Source organism: Promicromonospora thailandica, from assembly GCF_024171955.1.
Taxonomy (GTDB): domain Bacteria; phylum Actinomycetota; class Actinomycetes; order Actinomycetales; family Cellulomonadaceae; genus Promicromonospora; species Promicromonospora thailandica.
Genome location: NZ_JAMTCS010000013.1, coordinates 43,383 through 63,931, shown reverse-complemented (window position 1 = coordinate 63,931; position 20,549 = coordinate 43,383). Strand labels below are relative to the sequence as shown.

At 74.9% G+C, this 20,549-nt stretch carries 22 protein-coding genes; 10 read left to right on the top strand and 12 right to left on the bottom strand.

All coding sequences use genetic code 11. The annotated features are described in order from the left end of the window. The first annotated feature begins 46 nt into the window (after positions 1-46). On the top strand, positions 47-724 hold the full coding sequence (locus APR03_RS19855) for a TetR/AcrR family transcriptional regulator (RefSeq protein WP_253838569.1): 678 nt from the start codon (positions 47-49) through the stop codon (positions 722-724). A gap of 34 nt (positions 725-758) precedes the next feature. Here the strand turns inward: APR03_RS19855 and APR03_RS19850 are convergent, their stop codons facing one another. The 4 genes from APR03_RS19850 to APR03_RS19835 all read right to left on the bottom strand — a co-directional run bounded on the left by APR03_RS19850 (position 759) and on the right by APR03_RS19835 (position 4,579). Continuing rightward, the gene (locus tag APR03_RS19850) at positions 759-1,370 is read right to left on the bottom strand and encodes a TetR/AcrR family transcriptional regulator (RefSeq protein ID WP_253838567.1); all 612 of its coding nucleotides are present in this window, start codon (positions 1,368-1,370) and stop codon (positions 759-761) included. A 4-nt stretch (positions 1,371-1,374) separates the two neighbouring features. Beyond that, entirely contained in the window at positions 1,375-3,021 is a 1,647-nt protein-coding gene (locus APR03_RS19845; RefSeq protein WP_253838563.1) for a long-chain-fatty-acid--CoA ligase, read from the bottom strand. Further along, a complete protein-coding gene (gene fabG / locus APR03_RS19840; protein ID WP_253838561.1) occupies positions 3,014-3,787 on the bottom strand; it encodes a 3-oxoacyl-ACP reductase FabG in 774 nt (257 codons plus the stop codon). The genes APR03_RS19845 and fabG overlap by 8 nt, the downstream gene beginning before the upstream one ends. 84 nt (positions 3,788-3,871) lie before the next feature. Continuing rightward, positions 3,872-4,579, bottom strand: a complete 708-nt coding sequence (locus tag APR03_RS19835; protein ID WP_253838559.1) for a GntR family transcriptional regulator — start codon at positions 4,577-4,579, stop codon at positions 3,872-3,874. A gap of 142 nt (positions 4,580-4,721) precedes the next feature. Here APR03_RS19835 and APR03_RS19830 point away from each other — a divergent pair, with 142 nt between their 5' ends. The 6 genes from APR03_RS19830 to APR03_RS19810 all read left to right on the top strand — a co-directional run bounded on the left by APR03_RS19830 (position 4,722) and on the right by APR03_RS19810 (position 11,240). Then, positions 4,722-5,510, top strand: a complete 789-nt coding sequence (locus APR03_RS19830; RefSeq protein WP_253838557.1) for a MerR family transcriptional regulator — start codon at positions 4,722-4,724, stop codon at positions 5,508-5,510. Next, the gene (locus APR03_RS19825) at positions 5,507-6,241 is read left to right on the top strand and encodes a GOLPH3/VPS74 family protein (RefSeq protein WP_253838555.1); all 735 of its coding nucleotides are present in this window, start codon (positions 5,507-5,509) and stop codon (positions 6,239-6,241) included. The genes APR03_RS19830 and APR03_RS19825 overlap by 4 nt, the downstream gene beginning before the upstream one ends. A 75-nt stretch (positions 6,242-6,316) precedes the next feature. Beyond that, on the top strand, positions 6,317-6,829 hold the full coding sequence (locus APR03_RS19820; protein WP_253838554.1) for a mycothiol transferase: 513 nt from the start codon (positions 6,317-6,319) through the stop codon (positions 6,827-6,829). A 113-nt stretch (positions 6,830-6,942) separates the two neighbouring features. Then, positions 6,943-8,754: a zf-HC2 domain-containing protein gene (locus APR03_RS25005; RefSeq protein WP_275977789.1), complete on the top strand. Its 1,812-nt coding sequence runs from the start codon at positions 6,943-6,945 to the stop codon at positions 8,752-8,754. 370 nt (positions 8,755-9,124) lie between these two features. Then, on the top strand, positions 9,125-9,919 hold the full coding sequence (locus APR03_RS19815; protein ID WP_253838552.1) for an SDR family NAD(P)-dependent oxidoreductase: 795 nt from the start codon (positions 9,125-9,127) through the stop codon (positions 9,917-9,919). 148 nt (positions 9,920-10,067) lie between these two features. Then, the gene (locus APR03_RS19810; RefSeq protein ID WP_253838550.1) at positions 10,068-11,240 is read left to right on the top strand and encodes a MarP family serine protease; all 1,173 of its coding nucleotides are present in this window, start codon (positions 10,068-10,070) and stop codon (positions 11,238-11,240) included. Between the two features lie 8 nt (positions 11,241-11,248). Here APR03_RS19810 and APR03_RS19805 read toward each other — a convergent pair whose 3' ends face one another. Beyond that, a complete protein-coding gene (locus APR03_RS19805) occupies positions 11,249-11,920 on the bottom strand; it encodes an NADPH-dependent F420 reductase (RefSeq protein WP_253838548.1) in 672 nt (223 codons plus the stop codon). Beyond that, positions 11,917-12,984, bottom strand: a complete 1,068-nt coding sequence (locus APR03_RS19800; RefSeq protein WP_253838546.1) for an LLM class flavin-dependent oxidoreductase — start codon at positions 12,982-12,984, stop codon at positions 11,917-11,919. The genes APR03_RS19805 and APR03_RS19800 overlap by 4 nt, the downstream gene beginning before the upstream one ends. Before the next feature lie 80 nt (positions 12,985-13,064). Between APR03_RS19800 and APR03_RS19795 the strand changes: the two genes are divergently transcribed. Beyond that, the gene (locus APR03_RS19795; RefSeq protein ID WP_253838544.1) at positions 13,065-13,559 is read left to right on the top strand and encodes a MarR family winged helix-turn-helix transcriptional regulator; all 495 of its coding nucleotides are present in this window, start codon (positions 13,065-13,067) and stop codon (positions 13,557-13,559) included. A 16-nt stretch (positions 13,560-13,575) separates the two neighbouring features. Here APR03_RS19795 and APR03_RS25335 read toward each other — a convergent pair whose 3' ends face one another. After that, positions 13,576-14,556: a GlxA family transcriptional regulator gene (locus tag APR03_RS25335; RefSeq protein ID WP_253838542.1), complete on the bottom strand. Its 981-nt coding sequence runs from the start codon at positions 14,554-14,556 to the stop codon at positions 13,576-13,578. A gap of 31 nt (positions 14,557-14,587) precedes the next feature. After that, positions 14,588-15,274, bottom strand: coding sequence for an HD domain-containing protein (locus tag APR03_RS19785; protein ID WP_253838535.1), 687 nt, complete (start codon positions 15,272-15,274; stop codon positions 14,588-14,590). 178 nt (positions 15,275-15,452) lie between these two features. On the opposite strand from APR03_RS19785, the gene APR03_RS19780 reads away from it, so the two are divergent. Then, positions 15,453-15,743 (top strand): zf-HC2 domain-containing protein, encoded by a 291-nt coding sequence (locus APR03_RS19780; protein WP_253838533.1) that lies wholly within the window; start codon positions 15,453-15,455, stop codon positions 15,741-15,743. Here the strand turns inward: APR03_RS19780 and APR03_RS19775 are convergent. After that, positions 15,697-17,244, bottom strand: coding sequence for an MFS transporter (locus APR03_RS19775; protein WP_253838532.1), 1,548 nt, complete (start codon positions 17,242-17,244; stop codon positions 15,697-15,699). The genes APR03_RS19780 and APR03_RS19775 overlap by 47 nt on opposite strands. 50 nt (positions 17,245-17,294) lie before the next feature. Here APR03_RS19775 and APR03_RS19770 point away from each other — a divergent pair, with 50 nt between their 5' ends. Next, entirely contained in the window at positions 17,295-17,879 is a 585-nt protein-coding gene (locus APR03_RS19770; RefSeq protein ID WP_253838531.1) for a TetR/AcrR family transcriptional regulator, read from the top strand. A 3-nt stretch (positions 17,880-17,882) separates the two neighbouring features. Here APR03_RS19770 and APR03_RS19765 read toward each other — a convergent pair whose 3' ends face one another. Genes APR03_RS19765 through hpaD form a run of 3 tightly spaced genes read right to left on the bottom strand, consistent with a single transcriptional unit; the run spans position 17,883 to position 20,547 of the window. Beyond that, complete coding sequence (locus tag APR03_RS19765; protein WP_253838530.1) at positions 17,883-18,674, bottom strand: HpcH/HpaI aldolase family protein; 792 nt, start codon at positions 18,672-18,674, stop codon at positions 17,883-17,885. Next, on the bottom strand, positions 18,659-19,459 hold the full coding sequence (locus APR03_RS19760; protein WP_253838527.1) for a 2-keto-4-pentenoate hydratase: 801 nt from the start codon (positions 19,457-19,459) through the stop codon (positions 18,659-18,661). The genes APR03_RS19765 and APR03_RS19760 overlap by 16 nt, the downstream gene beginning before the upstream one ends. Next, a complete protein-coding gene (hpaD, locus tag APR03_RS19755) occupies positions 19,456-20,547 on the bottom strand; it encodes a 3,4-dihydroxyphenylacetate 2,3-dioxygenase (protein ID WP_253838514.1) in 1,092 nt (363 codons plus the stop codon). Before hpaD ends, APR03_RS19760 begins: the two co-directional genes overlap by 4 nt. Positions 20,548-20,549 lie beyond the last annotated feature (2 nt).

Here is a 20,549-nt window from a genome sequence, read left to right as displayed (position 1 = left end):
CCGGCGACGGGCCGATCCCGGCAGCGACCGAGGAAGTGGGGTGGCGGTGGCCGAACGAGGGCAGGACGCCAAGTACCGCATCGCGGAGACCGCCATGGCGCTGTTCCTGGAGCAGGGCTACGAGGCGGTCACGGTCGAGGCCGTGGCGGAGGCCTCCCGGGTCTCGCGCCGCACGGTGTTCCGGCACTTCGGCGGCAAGGACGAGCTCCCGTTCCCCGACCACTCGGCGCGGCTCGCGGTGCTGGACCGGCACCTGGCCTCGGCCGGGCCGGACGACGACCCCGTGGAGGTGGTCATCGCCGGCACCGAGGAGTCGCTGCGGGACTTCCTGAGCCGGCCCCAGCTCGTCTTCCGCCGGTACCGGCTCACCCGGCTCGTGCCCGAGCTGCGCAACCGGGAGATCGTCGAGCACGAGCGCTACGTGACCCTGACGTCCGCGTTCCTGCGCACCCGTCTGCCGCCCGGCACGCCCGCCTACCAGAGCACCGGGCTGGCCGCGCTGATCGACGCCATGCACCGGTCGGCCCTGCGCAACTGGGCCCGCAGCGACGGCGCCACGGACGCGCTCGGCGAGCTGGAGGCGGGGATGGAGTGGGTGCGCACGCTGACCTCCGCGGCGTCGGGCACGCCGGACCGGCAGCTCCTGCTGGCCATGGTGCCCGACACGCCGGCGGCCCGCCGCACCCTGCGGTCCCTGCGCGACGCGGCGACACCGCTCGACTGAGGCGATCCACACCCTGTCCGCAGCCCGCGCGACCTCAGCGCGCCACCATCCGCAGCGCGAGCCGCGCGTTGAGCTCGCCGAGCTGCTCCGGCGTCTCCGGGCCGTCCGGCCGGTACCAGCGCACCAGGTCGATCGCGAGCGAGATGAGGGCCCGGGCCACCCGCCGCACGTCGAGGTCCGGGTCGAACGCCCCGGCGTCCACGCCCGCGGCGACGGCGAGCCGGAAGATCTCGTTGGTCTCGTGCCGGATCCGCAGCACCTCCGCGTAGTGGTCCTCGCTCAGCGCCGCCAGGTCGTACTGGCACACGCGGGCGATGACGTGGCGGTGCGCGTGGAACCGCGTGTACGCGGCCACGAGGGCCCCGAGCCGGGCGGCCGGGTCCGCCGCGTCGGTGCTCGGGACCTCGGTGCTCAGGATGTCGTACGCATGCTGGTGCCCCCGGCGGACGATCTCGTACAGCGCCAGCTCCTTGGACGGGAAGTGCACGTAGAGCGCGGCGGGGCTCAGGCCCGCGCCCCCGGCGATGTCCCGCGTCGTCGTGCCGTGGAAGCCGTTCGCCGCGAAGCACCGCACCGCTGAGGCCAGCAGCCTGCGGGGTACGGGCCCGTAGGCCTCGGCGCCGGGCAGTACGTCGTCGCTCTCCACGGGCTCAAGCATGCCGCCGCAGCGCCACCTTGGAGAACTTGCCCGTGGCCGTCCGTGGGATCCGGTCCAGCACCACGAACCGGTCCGGCACCCACCAGGACGCCACCCGCCCGGCGAGGTGCTCGCGCAGGGCGGCCTCGATGCCGGGCAGGTCGTCGGGCAGGTCGAGCGCGTCGTCCGCCAGGACCACGAAGGCGCGGGGCCGCTCGCCCCAGCGCTCGTCGGCCACGCCCACCACCGCCGCCTCCAGGACGTGCGGATGGTCCATGAGGTGGTTCTCCAGGGTCACCGACGAGATCCACTCGCCGCCCGACTTGATCATGTCCTTGGTGCGGTCCACGATCCGCACGGTGCCGAGCTCGTCCAGGGTGGCGACGTCGCCCGTGCGCAGCCACCCGTCGGCGGTGAACGAGTCGGCGCCGGCGGGGTCCGCGCCGTGGTACCCCGCCGCGATCGTCGGCCCGGCCACCTGGAGCTCGCCCGACGTCGCGCCGTCGCGCAGCACCGGCCGGCCCTCCGGGTCCACCACGCGCACGTCGACCAGCGGCACGGTCGGACCGGGCTGCCCGAGCAGACGCCGGCGCTCGTCGGGCGCCAGCCCGTCCCGCGCCGTCGGGACGCGGCCGACGGCGACCACGGGGCTCGTCTCCGTCATGCCCCACGAGCCGGTGATCGGTACGCCCGCGTCGCGCTCCCAGGCCTGCGACAGCGAGTCGGGCAGCGCGCTGCCGCCGCTCACCACCAGCCGCAGGGCCGACAGGTCCCGGCCCGCGAGCAGCGGCCGCAGGCTCCGCCAGACGGCGGGCACCCCGGCCGTGAGCGTGACGCGGTGCCGTTCGAGGCGGTCGACGAGGGCGGCGGGCGCCGTGTCCGGGCCGGGCAGCACCAGGGTGGCGCCCGCGAGCGCCGCCGCGTAGGGCAGCCCCCACCCGTTGACGTGGAACATGGGCACGACGGGCATGATCACGTCGCGCTCGCCGACCGCGAAGCTGTCGGTGCCGAGCAGCACGAGCGCGTGCAGCACCACGGACCGGTGGCTGTAGAGCACGCCCTTGGGCCGTCCGGTGGTGCCGGAGGTGTAGCACAGGCAGGCGGCGTCGCCCTCGGCCACGCGGACGGCGGACGGCGGCGCCGGGTGGGGGACCCGCGCGATCAGGTCCTCGTAGTCGAGCACGCGGGGGTCGTCGGGCAGGGGCGTGTCGGCGCCGTCGTCGGTCACGACGACCCAGCGGACGGTGGGCGCCTCCGCGACCACCGTCCACACGGTGGGCAGCAGCGACCGGTCGACGACCACGACGTCGTCCGCGGCGTCGGCGAGGACGTGCCGCAGGTCGTCCGCGAAGAGGCGGTGGTTGAGGGTGTGCAGCACGCGTCCGCCGCTCGGCACCCCGAGGTAGAGCTCGACGTGCCGCTGCGTGTTCCACGCGAAGCTGCCCACGCGGGCCGACCGGGGCACGTCGAGCAGGTCGAGGGCGGCCGACAGGCGCCGGGCGCGGGCTGCGACCTCGCCCCACGTGGCCGTGGTCTCGCCCGTCAGGGTCCCGGTGACCACCCGTTTGTGGGCGAACATGGTCTCCGCGCGGCGCAGGAGGGTGCCGATCTCGAGCGCCCGCTCCTGCATGAGGCCGGGCAGGGCGGCCTGCTCAGCCAAGGGTCTGCCCGCCGTCCACGTAGAGGGTCTGCCCGGTGATGTAGGAGGCCTCGTCGGAGGCGAGGAAGGCCGCCGCGGCGGCGATGTCCTCGGGTGCCCCGATCCGGCCGACGGGGTTGCCCTGCGCGGTGCGGCTGCGGAACTCCTCGACGGTCAGGCCGAGGCGGGCGGCCGTGGCGTCGGTCATCTCGGTGGCGACGAACCCGGGGGCGACGGCGTTGACGGTGACCCCGAACGGCCCGAGCTCGATGGCGAGGGTCCGGGTGAGGCCCTGGACGCCCATCTTGGCGGCGGCGTAGTTGGCCTGCCCGCGGTTGCCGAGCGCCGAGATGCTGGAGAGGTTGACCACCTTGCCGTAGCGCTGCGGCACGAAGTGCGCCTGCGCGGCCCGGGTCATGAGGAACGCGCCCTTGAGGTGCACGCCGAGCACCTGGTCCCAGTCGTCCTCGGACATCTTGAACAGCAGGTTGTCGCGCGTGACGCCCGCGTTGTTCATGAGCACGTGCAGGCCGCCGAGCTCGTCGACGACGCGGCCGACGGCGGCCTCGACGTCGGCGGACGAGGCCACGTCCGCGCCGATGCCGACCGCCCGGGCCGCCCCGTCCCGCGGCTCCAGGGCCGCGGCGGCGGCGGCCGCCGCGGACTCGTCCAGGTCGATCACCGCGACCGACGCGCCCTCCGCGGCGAACCGCTGCGCGGCCGCGAACCCGATGCCGCGCGCGGCCCCGGTGACGGCGACCACGCGCCCCTCGAAACGTCCCCTCATCGGCACCCCGTCGTGTCTGAGTCGTGACTAAGCGCTTGCTTAGTCACGACAGCGTGCCAGGCCGCGCGGTGCCCTGTCCAGTGCCTACCCGCGGACGGCGACGCCGCGGCGCGCGGGCACGGGCCCGTCGTCGGCCGCGAACAGCTCGGGCGAGCGCCTGCGCGTCCGCTCGATGTCGTCGAAGACGGCACGCAGGTGCGCGCGGAGCCCGCTGCGCGCGGCGGCGAGGTCGCCCGCCACCATCGCGTCGAGGATGTCGCGGTGCTCACCGGCGAACCGGTCCACGCCGTCCGGCTCGTGCAGTCCCAGGCGCCGGGCCCGGTCGAGGTGCGCCTTGGCCGCCACCACCGTGGACCAGGCGCGGCCGTGCCCGCTGAGCCGCAGGAGGCCGTGGTGGAACGCCTCGTCGAGCTCGAAGAACCGCTCCACGTCGAGCCCCGGCTCGCGCTGCTGCGCGAGGTTGTCGCGCAGCGCGGCCAGCAGGTCCGGGTCGAGGGTCTCCGGCAGGTCGTCGAGGGCGGCGAGCTCGACCGCCTCCCGCAGGAACTGCGCGTCCGCGACCCGGCGCGCGTCGACCCGCGAGACGAACGAGCCCACCTTGGGGTACACGCGCACCAGCCCCTCCTCCCCCAGCAGGATGAGGCTCTCGCGCACCGGCGTGCGGCTCACCCCGAGGGCGGCCGCGAGCTCGTTCTCCGACAGGGCGGCGCCCGGCGGCAGCTCCAGGGTCAGCACGCGGCGGCGCAGCGTCTCGTAGACGACACGCCGGTTCGACCGCGACCCCTGACCCATCCTCCGGAGTGTAGGCGGCGGTTCGCCCGGCCCGGGGTCGCGTCCGCCGACCGGCCCCTTGACCATGTTCTGGGAACAGGGTGTCTGCTTGCCGGTGACATCCCCGACGAGGCGCTCCGCGAGCGCGGAATGGGACGAGGGCATGGCCTGGAGCACACGCGAGCTCGCCGACCTGGCAGGCACCACGGTGAACACCGTGCGCCACTACCACCGGCTCGGCCTGCTCGAGGAGCCGGAGCGCCGGTACAACGGGTACAAGCAGTACGAGGTGCGGCACCTGGTGAGCCTGCTGCGCATCCGGCGGCTGGCCGACCTCGGCGTGCCGCTCGCGCAGATCGGCGAGGTGGGCGCGGCCGCCAGCAGCACCCCCGAGGCCCTGCGCGAGATCGACGCCGAGCTCAAGGTGCGGATCGAGCACCTCGAGAAGGCCCGGTCCGACATCGCGGCGATCCTGCGCGAGCAGGCGCCCGCGGACGGGCCGGCCGGCTTCGAGTCGCTCGCGTCGCGGATGTCGGAGGCGGACAGCTCGCTGGTCCACATCTACACGCAGCTGTACGACGAGGCTGCCCTCGCCGACGTCCGCGCGATGGTCGAGGCCGACACGGACGCGGTCAGCGCCGAGATGGACGACCTGCCGCCCGACGCCGACGAGGCCACCCGCATCGACCTCGCCGAACGCCTCGCGCCGGCCATCGCCCAGAACCTCCTCGACTACCCGTGGCTGAGCGACCCCGTCTCCCACCTGTCGAAGAGCGAGCACGTCACCCGGGAGACCTTCGTCGACGCCGTCGTGGAGCTGTACAACCCGGCGCAGCTCGAGGTGCTCGCGCGGGCCAGCGCGATCGCGAACGAGCAGGTGCGCGCGATCCGGGAGGCCCAGGGGATGTCCGCCGACCACACACCCGACCAGACAGAGGGGACCGACCGATGACCGACCAGCACCACGAGCCCGACGCGCCCACCACGGCCGACACCGACCGGAGCGCGCTCGGCGCGCCCACCGTGGCGGAGGACCTCCTCCTGCTGCTGTTCCAGCCCGACTCCGGGGTGATCGCCGGGGAGGGCACCCTCTACTACGTGCTCGCGGGCGCGGTCCTCGCCGACCTCGGCCTGGGCGACCACGTCCGGACCGGCACGGGGAAGCTGGGCACGACGACCGTCGAGGCCGTGCCGGACAGCCCGCCGTCGGACCACCTGCTGCGCGCGAGCTGGGAGTACGTCGCCGACAAGCCGCGCGGCGTGCAGACGGTCCTCGCCGCGACCGGGCCGTCGCTGCGCGAGCCGCTGCTGGACCGCCTCGTCCAGCGCGGCGACATCCGGCGCAGCACGCGCAAGGCCCTCGGCCTGTTCGAGACCCAGGTGCTGGCCGACGGCGAGTCCGGCCGCCGCGCCGGCCTGCTGGCCGACGTCCGCGCCGTGCTGGTCGACGGCGCGGAGCCGACGCCCCGGGTCGCGGCGCTCGCCGCGCTCGTCTACGGCAGCGGCACCCTGCCCCAGTTCAACCGCGACATCCCCTGGGGCACCGCGGTGATCGAGCGCGCGGAGGAGCTGAAGAAGGGCAACTGGGGCGCGGGCGCCGCCGCGGAGGCCGTGGCGCGCACCGTCACCGCGACCATCGTCAACAACGTGGTCATCGCGGCGGCGGTGCTGCCCCGCACCTGACCCGGTCGCACCCGCGGACGGGATCGTGTGGCATCGTGGCGAGCACGACGCCCGCCACCGAGAGGAACGATCCCGATGCACGGTACCGACCTGCTCACGGACGCATTCGGCCGGATCCGCCAGGCCGTCCACGGCGCGGTCCGGGGGCTGACGCCCGACGAGCTCGCGTTCCGCCTGGACGACGACGCGAACACCGTCGCCTGGCTCGTCTGGCACCTCACCCGGGTGCAGGACGACCACGTGGCCGACGCCGCCGGCACCAGCCAGGTCTGGTCCGACGACGGGTGGGACCGCCGGTTCGGCCTGCCGTTCCCGGCGGAGGACACCGGGTACGGGCACGACGCCGACGAGGTGTCCGCCGTCCGGGTGCCCTCCGCCGACCTCCTGGTGGGCTACCACGACGCCGTCCACGACCGCACGGTGCGCTACCTGGCCACGCTGTCGGACGACGACCTGAACCGTGTGGTCGACGAGTCGTGGAACCCGCCGGTGACCCTGGGCGTGCGGCTCGTGAGCGTCGTCAACGACGACATGCAGCACGCCGGCCAGGCGGCGTTCGTGCGCGGCCTGGTGCTGCGCCGGCGCTGACGCACCCGACCGCACGGGGGCGCGTCGACGTGCGTTGACGCACATCGTCCGGCTCGTCGCGCGCCCTCCCGACCCCGGTGGAAGCATCTCCGGTCGGGAGGGGGGCACGCGGCATGACGGCGGCACGCGCACTGCAGATCGACGACTGGGTGGTGCACCGCCCGAACGTCGTGCGCTCGGTGATGGCCCGGGTGCCCGGCGTCGACGCCGAGGAGGCCGCCAGCCGGGCCCTGGAGAAGATGGTCCGCATCGTCTCCACCGGCGGCAGCATCGCCGACCCCGCCCCCTACTGGCGCCGGGCCGCGATGAACGAGGCCATCTCGCTGACCCGCGAGGCCGGGCGCACCACCGCGGTCGAGGACGACGCGCTGGACGGCCTCGCTCCCCCGGTCGAGGGCGCCGAGCCCGCCGTCGAACGACAGGCCGACGTCGCGATGCTGCGCGCCGCCCTGGCCGACCTGGCCGACGACGACCGCCGCATCCTGGTCGAGCGCCACGTGCACGACCGGGCGGTGAGCGAGATCGCGTCCGGTCTCGGGGTCCGGCCGCACGCCGTGACGATGCGGCTGCGCCGCGCCGAGGAACGCCTGGCCGGTGCCTTCGCCGCCGCGCACGCGCAGGCCGTCAACGAGCCGGAGTGCCGTGCCACGCGTGCCGCGATGCACGACTACCTCAAGGACCGGCTGCTCCCCCGCCGCCGCGGCCGCGTCGAGGCGCACATGGACGGCTGCGCCGAGTGCACGCGCGCCTTCCTCGACGTGCGCGAGGTGTCCTGGATGCTGCGCGACCTCGGCCAGCACGTCGTGGCGGGGGCCGTGGCCACGGGTGCGCTGGGTGCGGGGGTCGGCGCAGGGCTGGTGGGCGGGGGCGCGGGTTCCGCGGGTGGGGCGGGCGGGTCTGGCGGCGGCGCGGGCGGGCGGAGGTTCGGCACCAAGGAGGCCGCGGTCGCCGCGGCGGTGGCAGCGGCTGTGGTCGGCGGTGGCGCGGCGGCCCTGGCGGCGCTCCAGCCGGACGACCCTCCGGCGGCCCAGTCGGTCCAGGCCCCGCCAGCGGGCGCGGACGGTGCGGGCGGTGGTGGCGCGGCCGGCGGTGGCCCGGGCGGTGGTGGCGACGGCAGTGGCGGCGGCGCGGGTGGCCGCGGTGACGGCAGTGGCGACGGCAGTGGCGGCGGCGCGGGTGACGGCGCGGGTGACGGCAGCGGCGGCGGTGCCGCGGGCAGCGACAACGGCACGGTTGCCGGTGGCAGCGACAGCGGAGCCGGCGCGGCGGCCGGCGACGACCCCGCGGGCGCGGGCGGTGACGGTCCGGCGGTCGACGGATCGGACGCCGCCGTCGGCAGCGACGCGTCAGGTGCCGGCACGACGGATGACCAGGCCCGTGGGGACGGCGCTGACGGCACGAGCGGCACCCCGGACGAGACCTCTGGAGGCGCCACCGGCGAACCGCGCTCCGGCGCCGAGCACGACGACGCGGCGAGTGACGGCGGGGCTGGATCCGGCGGCAGGGCCGACGGGCAGTCAGCGGACGGGCCCGGACGCGCCGAGACTGCCCCGGTCGGAGTGGGTGCTGCGGTCCGGGACCTGCTCGCGGGCCTGGGCATCGGCGACGGCACCCCGGACCAGGCCGCGGGCGACACCGGCAGGACGGGCAGCACCGGGACCGTCGGCGTGGAAGAGGACGGCAGCTCCAACGGCAGCGACAACGCGGGCGACCCCGGCACCGATGACCTCGCGCCGCCGTCGGGCACCACCGCTCCCCCGCCTGGTGCGGCCGGCCCCACCGGCACGGACGCGTCGGGCCCCCGGGTCGGCGCGGAGCTGCTGCACTGGTTCGCCCGGCTGGGCATCGCAGGTGTCCCGGCATTCCTGCTGGTGGTCTTCGTCCTGTGGCTCTGGGAACGCTGGACCCGCACAGACAACCAGTAACCCCAGCCTCACCAGGTCGGTCCGCTGTCTCGAGATCGGTCCATCAATGGACCGATCTCGGGGCAAGAGACCGACCTGGCGAACTCCCACCCCATGGGTGGGGGCGCAGCGACCCTGAGCACACTCACCAGCCCGTGCTGGTGGCCTTCCCCCTGTGACTCTGTGACTCCCACAGAGAACCAGCAGCCCCAACCTCACCAGGTCGGTCCCCTGTCTCGAGATCGGTCCATCAATGGACCGATCTCGGGGCAAGAGACCGACCTCAACGCAAGGGACCGACCTCGCGAGCCACGCCCTGTGCGAGCCAGGTGGCAGGGGGCGTGGCAGCCTGGGAGCGGCAGGTCTCGGCCCGACAGCAAGGAGTGTCAGCATGCGCATCGATCTCGCGGGACGCACGGCCCTGGTGACCGGCTCGACCCAGGGCATCGGCCGCGCGATCGCGGCGACGCTGGCCGATGCCGGCGCCCGGGTGGCGGTCAACGGCCGGCGGGAGGACGGCGTGCGGGCCACGATCGACGAGCTGCGGGAGCAGTCCCCGGAGCGGGACCTCGTGGCCGCGACCGGCGACGTCAGCACCGCGGAGGGCGCGACCGAGGCGCTCGCCGCCACCGGCGACGTCGACGTGCTGGTGAACAACCTCGGCATCTTCGGCAGCGTGCCGCCCCTGGAGATCGACGACGACGAGTGGCGCCGGTACTTCGAGGTGAACGTGCTGGCGGCGGTGCGGCTGATCCGCTCGACGCTGCCCGGCATGACCGCGCGCGGGTGGGGTCGCGTGCTGAACGTGGCGAGCGACTCGGCCATCGTGATCCCGGCCGAGATGATCCACTACGGCGTCTCGAAGACGGCGCTGCTGGGCGTCTCACGGGGTTTCGCGAAGGAGGCGGCGGGCACGGGCGTGACGGTCAACTCGGTGATCGCGGGTCCCACGCACACGGGCGGGGTCGAGAAGTTCGTGTACGAGCTCGTGGACCCGGCGCTGCCGTGGGACGAGGCCCAGCGCGAGTTCATGCGCACGCACCGCCCGCAGTCGCTGCTGCAGCGGCTGATCGAGCCGGAGGAGATCGCGAACCTCGTGGCCTACCTCAGCTCGCCGCTCGCCTCGGCGACGACGGGTGCGGCCGTGCGGGTCGACGGCGGCTACGTGGACTCGATCGTGCCCTGAGCGGGACCGTCGCCTGTGAACGTCTGGGCGTGAATCTGCGGATCGGGTGAACGGACGCGGGTCGACGCCCGCACCCGGGCCGTCGACCGTCTACGGTCGTCTCCTACCGCCCGGCCGGCGCCCAGCCGACCCTGTCGAAGGAGCCCTCATGTCCCTGCTCGACCTGGTGCTCCTCCTCGCGCTCTTCATCGCCCTGATGGCCGGCCTCAGCCGCGGGCTGCTGGCCACGCTCGGCGGCCTGATCGGGCTGGTGCTCGGCGGCGCCGCCGTGTTCTGGGCCGTGCCCGCCGTGAACGACCTGATGCCCACCACGCAGTGGCGCGGGCCGGTGTCGATCGCGGTGGCCGTGCTGCTGCCGCTGTTCGGCGCGTCGCTGGGTGCGGGCCTGGGCCGCAACCTCCGGCAGGGTGTGGACCGCACGTCGCTGCGCCCCCTGGAGCGCCTGCTCGGCGGCGTGGCGAACGTGGGGGTCGTGGCCCTGGCGCTGTCGTTCGTGGGGCACGCGGTCGGTGCCACCGGTGTGCCGGGCGTCGCGCCCGCGGTGTCATCGTCGGCCGTGCTGCGCACGATCGACGAGCTGACGCCGCCCGCGGTGGGCCGCCCGCTCGCGCAGGCGCGCGCGTTCGTGCTCGACGACGGCCTGCCGCGCCTCAACATCCTGATGGTGCCGGCGCAGGACGCGGTGGTGCCCGTGGTCGACCTGGACGACCCGGAGCTGGAGGCCGCGGCGCGGTCGGTGGCCCGCATCTCGGGCATCGCCTACGCGTGCGGCACGAGCTCCACCGGGTCGGGCTTCGTCGTGGCCGCCGACCGCCTGGTGACCAACGCGCACGTGGTGGCAGGCGTGGACCGGCCCGTGGTGGAGCTGCCGGGCGGCGAGGTGCGCGAGGGTCGCGTGGTCTACTACGACCCGACCGACGACCTCGCGGTCATCGCCGTGGACGACCTCGCCGCGGGCCCGCTCCCCCTCGGGCCGACGCTCTCGGTGGGTGACAGCGCCGTCGTGCAGGGCTACCCCTACGGCGGTCCGTTCACGTCCGGCAGCGCCGGGGTGATCGACGTCAGCACCACGATGGTGCCCGACTCCTACGGCCGGGGCGGCGCCGACCGGGAGGTCTACTCGCTGGCCGCCGTGGTGCGCCCCGGGAACTCGGGCGGACCGCTGCTCACCACGGACGGCGAGGTCGCCGGCGTCGTCTTCGCCCGGGCCGAGACCAGCCCGGACGTCGGCTTCGCGATGACGAACGCCGAGCTGCGGCCGGTCGCCGACCAGGCCGCGGCCCTCACCTCACCCGTCTCCACCGGGCAGTGCGCGGGCTGAGGCACCGTTCAGACGACGACCCGCTCCGGGGCGGCGTCCAGCAGCTCGCGCAGCCGCTCCGCCTCGACGTTCGCGCCGAAGGCGGGCGTGCCCGGCTCCATGCGGACCCCCTGCGCGAGCGGGCCCGCGGGCACGGGGTCGAACCCGAGCGCGTCCACGACCGCGGCCACGGCGGCGACGTCGGCCGGGTCGTCACCCGTGATCCCGATCGCCTTGCGGCCCGGCGCGCCGGCCGGCCGGGCACCGTCCTGCAGGTCGTGGTACCCCATGTGGTTGAAGGCCTTGACCACGCGCGTGCCGGGCAGCGCGGCCTGGACGTGCTCGCTCGTGGAGACGTCGGCGGCGAGGAGCCCGTCGCGGGGCCCGTCGATCTCCCACCAGTGGTTCATGGCGTCGATCACGAGCCGCCCGGACAGCGCGTCCGCCGGGACGGCCGGGAGCTTGCCGAGCGGCAGGGCCAGGACGACGACGTCAGCCGCGCGGGCCGCCGTCGTCGCGTCGACCGCCTCCGCGCCCGGGGCGAGCACCTCGACCGTCAGCGCGATGCGGGACGGGTCGCCCGACCCGGCCACGAGCACCCGGTAGCCGGCCGCGACGGCGAGGCGGGCGAGCACCGTGCCGACCTTGCCCGCGCCGAGGACGCCGATCGTGCGCACCGGACCGGTCACGGGGGCGGTCATGCCGTCACCGGCACGGGCTCGTCGGCGAGCAGCTCGCGGACCATCGGCAGCACCTGCGTGCCGTACAGCTCGACGGCACGCAGCCGGTCGCTGGCGCGCATGGCCCCGCCCGCGGAGTAGATGAGGTCGAACCGGCCGACGTCGAGGGCCCGGATGGCCGCCGCCATCTTGCGGGCGACGGTCTCGGGCGAGCCGATGTAGAGCGAGCCGTGCGCCACCTCGGCGTCGAACTCGTCGCGGCGCAGGGGCGGCCAGCCGCGCTGCGCGCCGATGCGGTCCCGGATCACCTTGTACCCGGGGTAGAACAGCTCCTTGGCCTCCTCGTCCGTCGCGGCGACGAAGCCCGGCGAGTGCATGCCCACCGGGGTGGCGGTGGTGCCGAACTGGTCCGCTGCGCGGCGGTACAGGTCCACGTACGGCGCGAACCGGTCGGGCGCGCCGCCGATGATCGCGAGCATGAGCCGCAGCCCGTGGCGGGCGGTGCGGATCACGGACTGCGGTGAGCCGCCCACCCCGACCCACGTGGTGAGACGGCCGGAGTCGGTCTTCGGGAAGACGTCGGCGTCCTGCAGCGCCGGGCGCAGCGTCCCCTCCCAGCTGACCGGCTTCTCGTCGAGGAGCTTCACGAACAGGTCGAGCTTCTCCTCGAAGAGCTGGTCGTAGTCGCGCAGGTCGTAGCCGAACAGCGGGAACGACTCGGTGAACGAGCCGCGCCCGAGGATCACCTCGGCCCGGCCGCCGGAGAGCGCGTCGACCGTCGCGAACCGCTGGAACACGCGCACCGGGTCGTCGGAGCTCAGCACGGTCACGCCCGAGGCGAGCCGGATGTTGGACGTCCGGGTCGCGATGCCGGCCAGCACCGTCTCCGGGGTGGAGATGGCGAACTCGGGCCGGTGGTGCTCCCCGAGGGCGACCACGTCGACGCCCGCGCCGTCGGCGAGCACGGCCTCCTCGACCGTGCGGCGGATCGCCTCGCCGTAGGAGACCAGCCGGCCGTCGTCGTCCAGCGGCAGGTCGCCGAAGGTGTCGATGCCGAACTCGATGTCCGTGGAGGTGTCGCTCATGAGAACTCCCGCTCGCCGAAGTGATTGACGCGTCAATCATGCTCCCGATATGGTTGACGCGTCAACCACTGGAGGTCCCCGTGACGGACAGCACGCGACCCCGCGCCCGCCGGTCGCCCACGCCCGACGAGCTGCGCGCCTGGCGCGGTTTCATCGAGACGGCGCAGACCCTCAACGCCCGCCTGACCAGCCGCCTCCAGAAGGAGTCGGGGCTCACGTCCGCCGACTACACGGTGCTGCTGGCCCTCAGCGAGGCCGACGGCCGCCGCCTGCGGTCCTCCGAGCTGGCGGACGCCGTCGACTGGGAACGCAGCCGCCTGTCCCACCACCTGCGCCGCATGGAGAACCGCGACCTGGTGCGCCGCGTCGAGTGCGCGGACGACTTCCGCGGCGCCGAGGTCGAGCTCACCGACCACGGCGCGCGGTCGTTCCGCGCGGCGTCGGTGCCGCACCTGCGCGCGGTGCGGGAGCTGTTCGTCGATGCCCTGACCCCGGAGCAGCTCGACCAGGTCGAGGCGCTCACGGCAGCCCTGCGCTCGCGCCTCGACACGGCGCCGGACCGCGCGGCCGGGTAGCCGCCGGCCGGGGTGCTCAGCCGGACCGGTCCCCCGGGCCGGTCGCCGAGAACCGCGCGCGGTACCTGCTCGGCGAGACGCCCAGCCGGGCCACGAACCGTCGCCGCATCGTCTCGGGGCTGCCGAACCCGGCGCCCCGCGCCGCCTCGGCGACGCCGTGCCCGGCGTCGAGCAGGCGTTTCGCGTGGTCCAGGCGCGTGTCCTCGACGAACCGGGCCGGAGACGTACCGAGCTCGGCCTGGAAGAGGCGAGCGAGGTGCCGGGGCGTCACGCCGGCGGCCGCCGCCAGCGACGTGGCGGTGTGCTCCAGCGCCGGCTGCGCGGACACCAGGTCGACCACGGCCCGCAGGGCCGGGACACGCGGCGCCCGCAGCGCGAGCGGCGCGGAGAACTGCGACTGCCCGCCCGGGCGCTGCATGAACATCACGAGGCCACGGGCCACCTCGCGGGCGAGGTCGGGACCGTGGTCCCGCTCGACCAGCGCCAGGGCGAGGTCGATGCCCGCCGAGACACCCGCCGAGGTGAGCACGCCGTCGTCCTCCACGAAGAGCGCGTCGCGCTCCACCCGGACGTCCGGGTAGGCGCGGTCCAGCAGCGGGGCGTGCCGCCAGTGGGTGGTGGCCCGGCGCCCGTCGAGGGCCCCGGCGGCGGCGAGCACGAACGAACCGGTGCAGATGGAGACCAGCCGCCGGGCCCGCGGCCGCAGCAGCCGCACGGCCTCGACCAGCCCGGACGGGACCGGCAGGCCCACCAGATCGTCACCCCCGGGCACGACGAGCGTGTCGATGTCCCCCGCGTCACACAGGTCGGTCACGGGGCCGGCGGGCAGCAGCGCGCCGATGGACGTGCGGACCGGCCCGCCCGAGACCGACACGTAGCGCAGCGTGTAGCCGGCACCGAGGGTCCGCGCCTCGGCGAAGACCTCGGCCGGCCCCGTGACGTCCAGCATCTTGACGCCGTCGAAGACGACGAACACCACATCGCGCGTCTCCGGCACCGGCACCCTCCTGTCCTGCCGTCCCGGCCCGTCACTCGGGCCAGGCGTTCTCCTGGATCACACGTACGAAGTCCACCCGCCGGAAGGCGGGGTCGAAGTGGGCCAGCACGTCATCGTTCATCGTGCCGAACGTGGTCGCGGGGCGCGAGGCCATGCCCTCGTAGAACGCCCGCAGGATGCGGTTCTTGAAGTCCGGCCGCGGGTGCGCGGCCAGCACCTCGGCGCGCGGACCGGGCTCGATCCGGTCGAGGCGCAGGCCGAGCACGTCGGTCTCCACGCCGAGCGTCACCACGGTGACCTCGGGGGCCAGGTGGTGCGGCACCTCCGGCGTCGTGTGCAGGGCGACGGCGAGCCACGCCGCACGCGCGTCCTCCGGGGACCGCCCGTGGTCGCGCAGGAACCCGTAGGCGGCCTCCGCGCCGTCGATCTCGAACCGGCGGTCGCTCGTGCGGTATGCCGGGGTGAGGCCGAGGTCGTGGAACATGGCGCCGACGTAGGCCAGCTCGGGGTCCGCCGTCCGGCCCTGCGCGGCGAGCTGGAGCATGCCCCAGAGGTAGACGCGGCGGGAGTGGTGGAACACGGTGTCGTCGGCGGCCTCCCGCACCAGGGCGGTCGCGGCGCGGACGAGGTCGGTGTCCGGGACGGCGATCCCGGCGATGGTGCGGTCGAAGCACTCGCCCGACGGTGCGGTCGGTGGTGCGGTCAGTGGCTCGCTCATAGGTCCACCGTCCCCCCGGTCCTGTGCCCCGCCCACCGTTCGGACGGACCACCACCCCACAGATCGGGACATCGTCCGGCCGACACGGCCGCGTATCACGCGCACGTTCCGCGACCCCCGGCACATGTGGAACCCTTGCTCCGCGGGTGAACCACGGCATGGAGAGGGGCGGGACCGCGTGACGATCACGAGCAGCGCGCGGACCGCTCGCCGGGCCGACGTCGCCGCGCTGCGCGCGGCCCTGGCCGACCTCCCGGGCACCGCCCCTGCCGGGCCGCCGCCCCGTGCCCGGCCCGCGACCGGGCCCGACTGCCGCCGCACCCGCGCGGCGCTGCACGACTACGTCGCGGGGACGCTGCGGCCGAGCCGCGGCCGCCGCGTCGAGCTGCACCTCGACGCGTGCGACCGCTGCACCCGCGCGTTCATCGACGTGCGCGAGGACTCCTGGGCGCCGCGCCTCGGGCGCTGAGCCCCTCGTTCGGGATCAGCCGCCACGCGACGACGGCCGCCACCGCCGTCAGCACCGCCGCCACGACGCACGCCGTCTGCAGCGCCCCCACGAACGCCTCCCGGGCCGCGTCCACCACGTCGGGCCGGTCGCCCGCGAGCGCCACCGCGGCGGCGAGCGAGTCCCCGGCCCCGGCGCGCACGTCGTCGGGCAGGCCCGCGGGGAGCGCCACGCGGGCCTGGTAGCCGAGCGTGACCAGCGAGCCGAGCACGGCCACGCCGAGCGCGACGCCGAGCTCGTACGCCGTCTCGGAGATGGCCGAGGCGCCGCCGGCCTTCGTGGGCGGCACGGCCGAGACGACGGCGTCCGTGGTGAGCGTCATCGCGAGGCCCACGCCCAGCCCCGCGGGCACCAGGGCCAGGGCGAGCCAGGCGTAGTGGTCGGCGCCCTCGGCCAGCGCGATGGCCACCGTACCGAGGGCCGTGACCCCCAGGCCGAGGGCGATCGCGTCGCCGCGGCCGAACCGGGCCACCGACCAGCCCACGACCGCGACCACCGCGATCGAGGCGACGGTCGCGGGCAGCTCGGCGAGGCCCGCGACCAGCGGCGAGAAGCCCCGCACGAGCTGGAGGTACTGGGAGAAGAAGAACAGCATGCCGGTCAGTGCGAAGATCGCGATGAGGTTCGCGGTCACGGCGCCGCTGAACGCCGGGACCTTGAACAGGCCGACGTCGAGCAGCGGGCCGCGGCCGTCCGCCAGGAGCCGGCCCTGCCGCCGCACGAACCAGACGCCGGCACCCACCGCGAGCGCCAGCGCGCCGGCCGCGGGCAGGTCGACGCCGGCCGAGGCCGCGTGCTTGATCGCCCAGACGAGCGGCATGACGGCGGCGAACGACAGCAGCACGGACAGCAGGTCGAGGCGGCCCGGGGCGGGGTCCTTGGCCTCGGGCAGGAGCACGGCGCCGGCCCCCACGAGCACGATGACGACGGGCACGTTGACCAGGAAGACGGACCCCCACCAGAAGTGCTCGAGCAGCAGGCCACCGACCAGGGGGCCGATGGCCGCGCCGCCGCCCGCGGCCGCCGACCAGACCGCGATGGCGCGGCTGCGCTCGCGGGCGTCGGGGAACAGGGTGCGGATGAGCGAGAGCGTGGAGGGCATGATCGTGGCGCCCGCGACGCCGAGCAGCAGGCGGGCGGCGACGAGGGTCTCGGCGTCGGGCGAGAAGGCCGCGAGGGCGGAGGCCGCGCCGAACGCCGTCGCGCCGACCAGGAGGAGGCGCTTGCGCCCGACCCGGTCGGCGAGGGTGCCCATCGTGACGAGCAGGCCGGCGATCGCCAGCGAGTAGATGTCCCCGATCCACAGCACCTGGGTCGCCGTGGGTTCGAGGTCGCGGGTGAGCGACGGGACGGCGAGGTACAGCACGGTGCCGTCGATGGCGAGCAGGCCGACGGCCAGCACCAGGACGGCGAGGGCGGCCCAGCGACGGCGGGTGGAGAGGGCGGGCGGGGAGACGGTCACCCGGCAACTATACCGTCCAGCCGGTACAGTTTGGTGGGCGGCTAGAGTGCGTGCCGTCACGATGCGACGAGGAGGGGTACGTGGGCCGGACGGCGGGCAGGGACCCGGAGCAGACGCGGACCGCGCTGCTGGACGCGGCGGCGCAGGTGGTCCGCGAGCGGGGCGTCTCGGCCACGCTCGACGACGTCGCGCGCCGCGCGGGCGTGTCCAAGGGCGGCCTGCTCTACCACTTCGCGAGCAAGCAGGAGCTGCTCCTGGCGCTGGCCCGCGAGTGGCTGGAGCGGTTCCGGGCGGCCGTGGAGGCCGCGGTCGACCCGGCGGACACGGAACCGGGACGGCTGATGCGGGCGTACGTGCGCGTGTCGGTGCACGAGGCCCTGGACGCCGCGGCGACGCGGGACGCGCTGGTGCTCGTCGCGCACCTGTCGACCGTGGCGGCGGTCGCCGACCTGGCCCGGGCCGACGCCCTGCGCTGGCAGGCGGACCTGCGGGCGGACGGCCTGCCCGAGGACGTGCTGTCGCTCGTGCTGGCGGCGGCGGACGGCGTCAGCGCGCAGCCCGTGTGGGGCATGGAGCCGGAGCCGCAGGAGCTGGAACGCCTCCGGGACCGGCTGCTCGCGCTGACGCGGGCGTAGGAGTCACTCCCCCGCGGGCCCGGCCCAGCGGTCGGCCAGCTCCTCCGAGCCCCGGGCGAGCAGGGCGACGTCGGCGCCGACCAGCACGAACGATGCCCCGGCCTCCAGGTAGGCCCGCGCGGCCTCGGGGTCGAAGGCGTTGACGCCCACCGGCTTGCCCGCGGCCCGGACGGCCTCGAACGCGCGCCGCACCGCGGCCACGACGTCCGGATGCGTCTGCTGCCCGAGCAGGCCCATCGACGCCGCGAGGTCGGACGGCCCCACGAAGACGCCGTCCACGCCGTCGACGGCCGCGATCTCCGCGGCGTTCTCGACCGCAGCCGCGGACTCGACCTGCACGAACAGGGAGACGTACCGGTCGGCGTCGCGCATGTAGCCCTCGACGCGGTTCCACCGGGCGCCGCGGGACAGCGCGCTGCCCACACCCCGCACGCCCCGCGGCGGGTACCGCACGGCGCGCACGACGGCGGCGGCCTGCTCCGCGGTGTCGACCATGGGCACGAGCACGTTCTGCGCGCCGAGGTCGAGCAGCTGCTTGAGCACCACGACGTCGTCCGACGGCGCGCGCACCACGGGTGTGACCGGGTACGGCGCGACGGCCCGGAGCAGCGCCGTCGTCGACTCCAGGCCGATCGGCGAGTGCTCGGCGTCGATCAGCAGCCAGTCGAGGCCCGCCCCGGCGCAGATCTCGGCGACCGCCGGGCTGCCGGTGCAGACCCACATGCCGGCCTGCGGCCGGTCGGCCGCGGCGATCCGGTCGCGGAAGGTGGGCGGGAGGGTCACACGAAGCGGCACGAGACGGTCCCCAGCTCTCGGTAGTCGGCCAGCACGGTGTCGCCGGGCTCGATCCAGACCGGGCGGGTGAACGAGCCCGCCAGGACGATCTCGCCCGGCTCGAGCGCGTCGCCGTGCTGCGCGAGCTTGTTCGCGAGCCACGCGACGCCGGCCGCGGGGTGGCCCAGCACCGCCGCCGCGACCCCGGACTCCTCGACGGTCTCGTTGCGGTGCAGGAGCGCGGAGACCCAGCGCAGGTCCACGGCGTCGGGGGCGACGGGCCGCCCGCCGTGGACCATGGCGCCCATGGCGGCGTTGTCGCTGATGGTGTCGACGATGGTGCGGCCGGGCATCTCGATCCGGGACGACAGGATCTCCAGCGCGGGCACCACGTACTCGGTGGCGCGCAGCACGTCGAACACCGTGGCGTGCGGGCCGGTGAGGCGGTCGCGCAGCACGAAGGCCAGCTCGACCTCGACCCGCACGTTCGAGAACCGCGCGTGCTCGACGACCGTGCCGTTCTCGACCACCATGTCGGCGAAGATCGCGCCGTAGTCGGGCTCGGTGATACCGGTGGCCGCCTGCATCACCTTTGAGGTGAGGCCGATCTTGCGGCCCACGGGCCGCCGCCCGGCCTCGATGCCCCGGCGGCGCCACGTGTTCTGCACGGCGTAGGCGTCCTCGACCGTCATGCCCGGGTGGCGGGCGGTGAGCAGCGGCACCGTGGTGCGGTCCGCCTCGGCCCGCGCGAGCTCGTCGGCGATCGCGGTGACCGCGGCGTCGTCCAGCGTGCGCCCGGCCGTCACAGCTGGTGCCCCAGCTTGTACTCGCCCTGCTTCCACGAGGGCAGCGCGTCCTCGTCGTCCTCGGGGCGGGTGTAGGAGAACCCGTCGGCGCCGATGGTCACCGCCATCTCCGAGGTGTCGGTGCGCGCGACGACGGGCTGCGGGTTGCCGTCGAGGTCCAGCACGGGCGAGGCCTCCGTGTACCAGGACGGCACCACGGGGTTGCCCCACCAGTCGCGCCGCTGGTTGTCGTGCACGTCCCAGGTGACCACGGGGTTGTCCGGGTCGCCCGTCCAGTAGTCCTGCGTGTAGATCTCCACGCGGTGGCCGTCGGGGTCGCGCAGGTACAGGTAGAAGGCGTTGGACACGCCGTGCCGGCCCGGGCCGCGCTCGATGCGGTCGCTCTGCCGCAGGGCGCCGAGCTTGTCGCAGATGGCGATGATGTTGTGCTTCTCGTGCGTGGCGAACGCGACGTGGTGCAGGCGTGGCCCGTCGCCGCCGGTCATCGCCGTGTCGTGCACCGTCGGCTTGCGGCGCATCCACGCGGCGTAGGTGGTGCCCTCGGCGTCCTGGATGTCCTCCGTGACCCGGAAGCCGAGGTCCTCCATGTACCGCACGGCGCGCGGCACGTCGGGCGTGACCTGGTTGAAGTGGTCCAGGCGCACCAGTGCGCCAGGGGTGTGCAGGTCGTACCGCCAGGCCAGGCGCTCGACGTGCTCGACGTCGTAGAAGAACTCGTACGGGAAGCCGAGCGGGTCGGTCACACGCACCGAGTCGCCCACGCCGCGCGTGAAGCCCTCGGCCCGCCGCTCCACCCGGCAGCCGAGCTCGCGGTAGAACGCCACGGCCCGGTCGAGCTCCTCGGGCGAGCGCACCCGGTAGGCGAACGCGGCGGCCGCGGCCACCGGACCCTTGCGCAGCACCAGGTTGTGGTGGATGAACTCCTCGAGGCTGCGCAGGTAGACGGCCTCGGCGTCCTCGTACGTGACGACCAGCCCGAGCACGTCCACGTAGAAGTCGCGCGACGCGGCCAGGTCGGTCACCACGAGGTCGAGGTAGGCACACCGCACGATGTCGGGCGGGGGCGCCGTGGGCGTAGGAATGGACATCG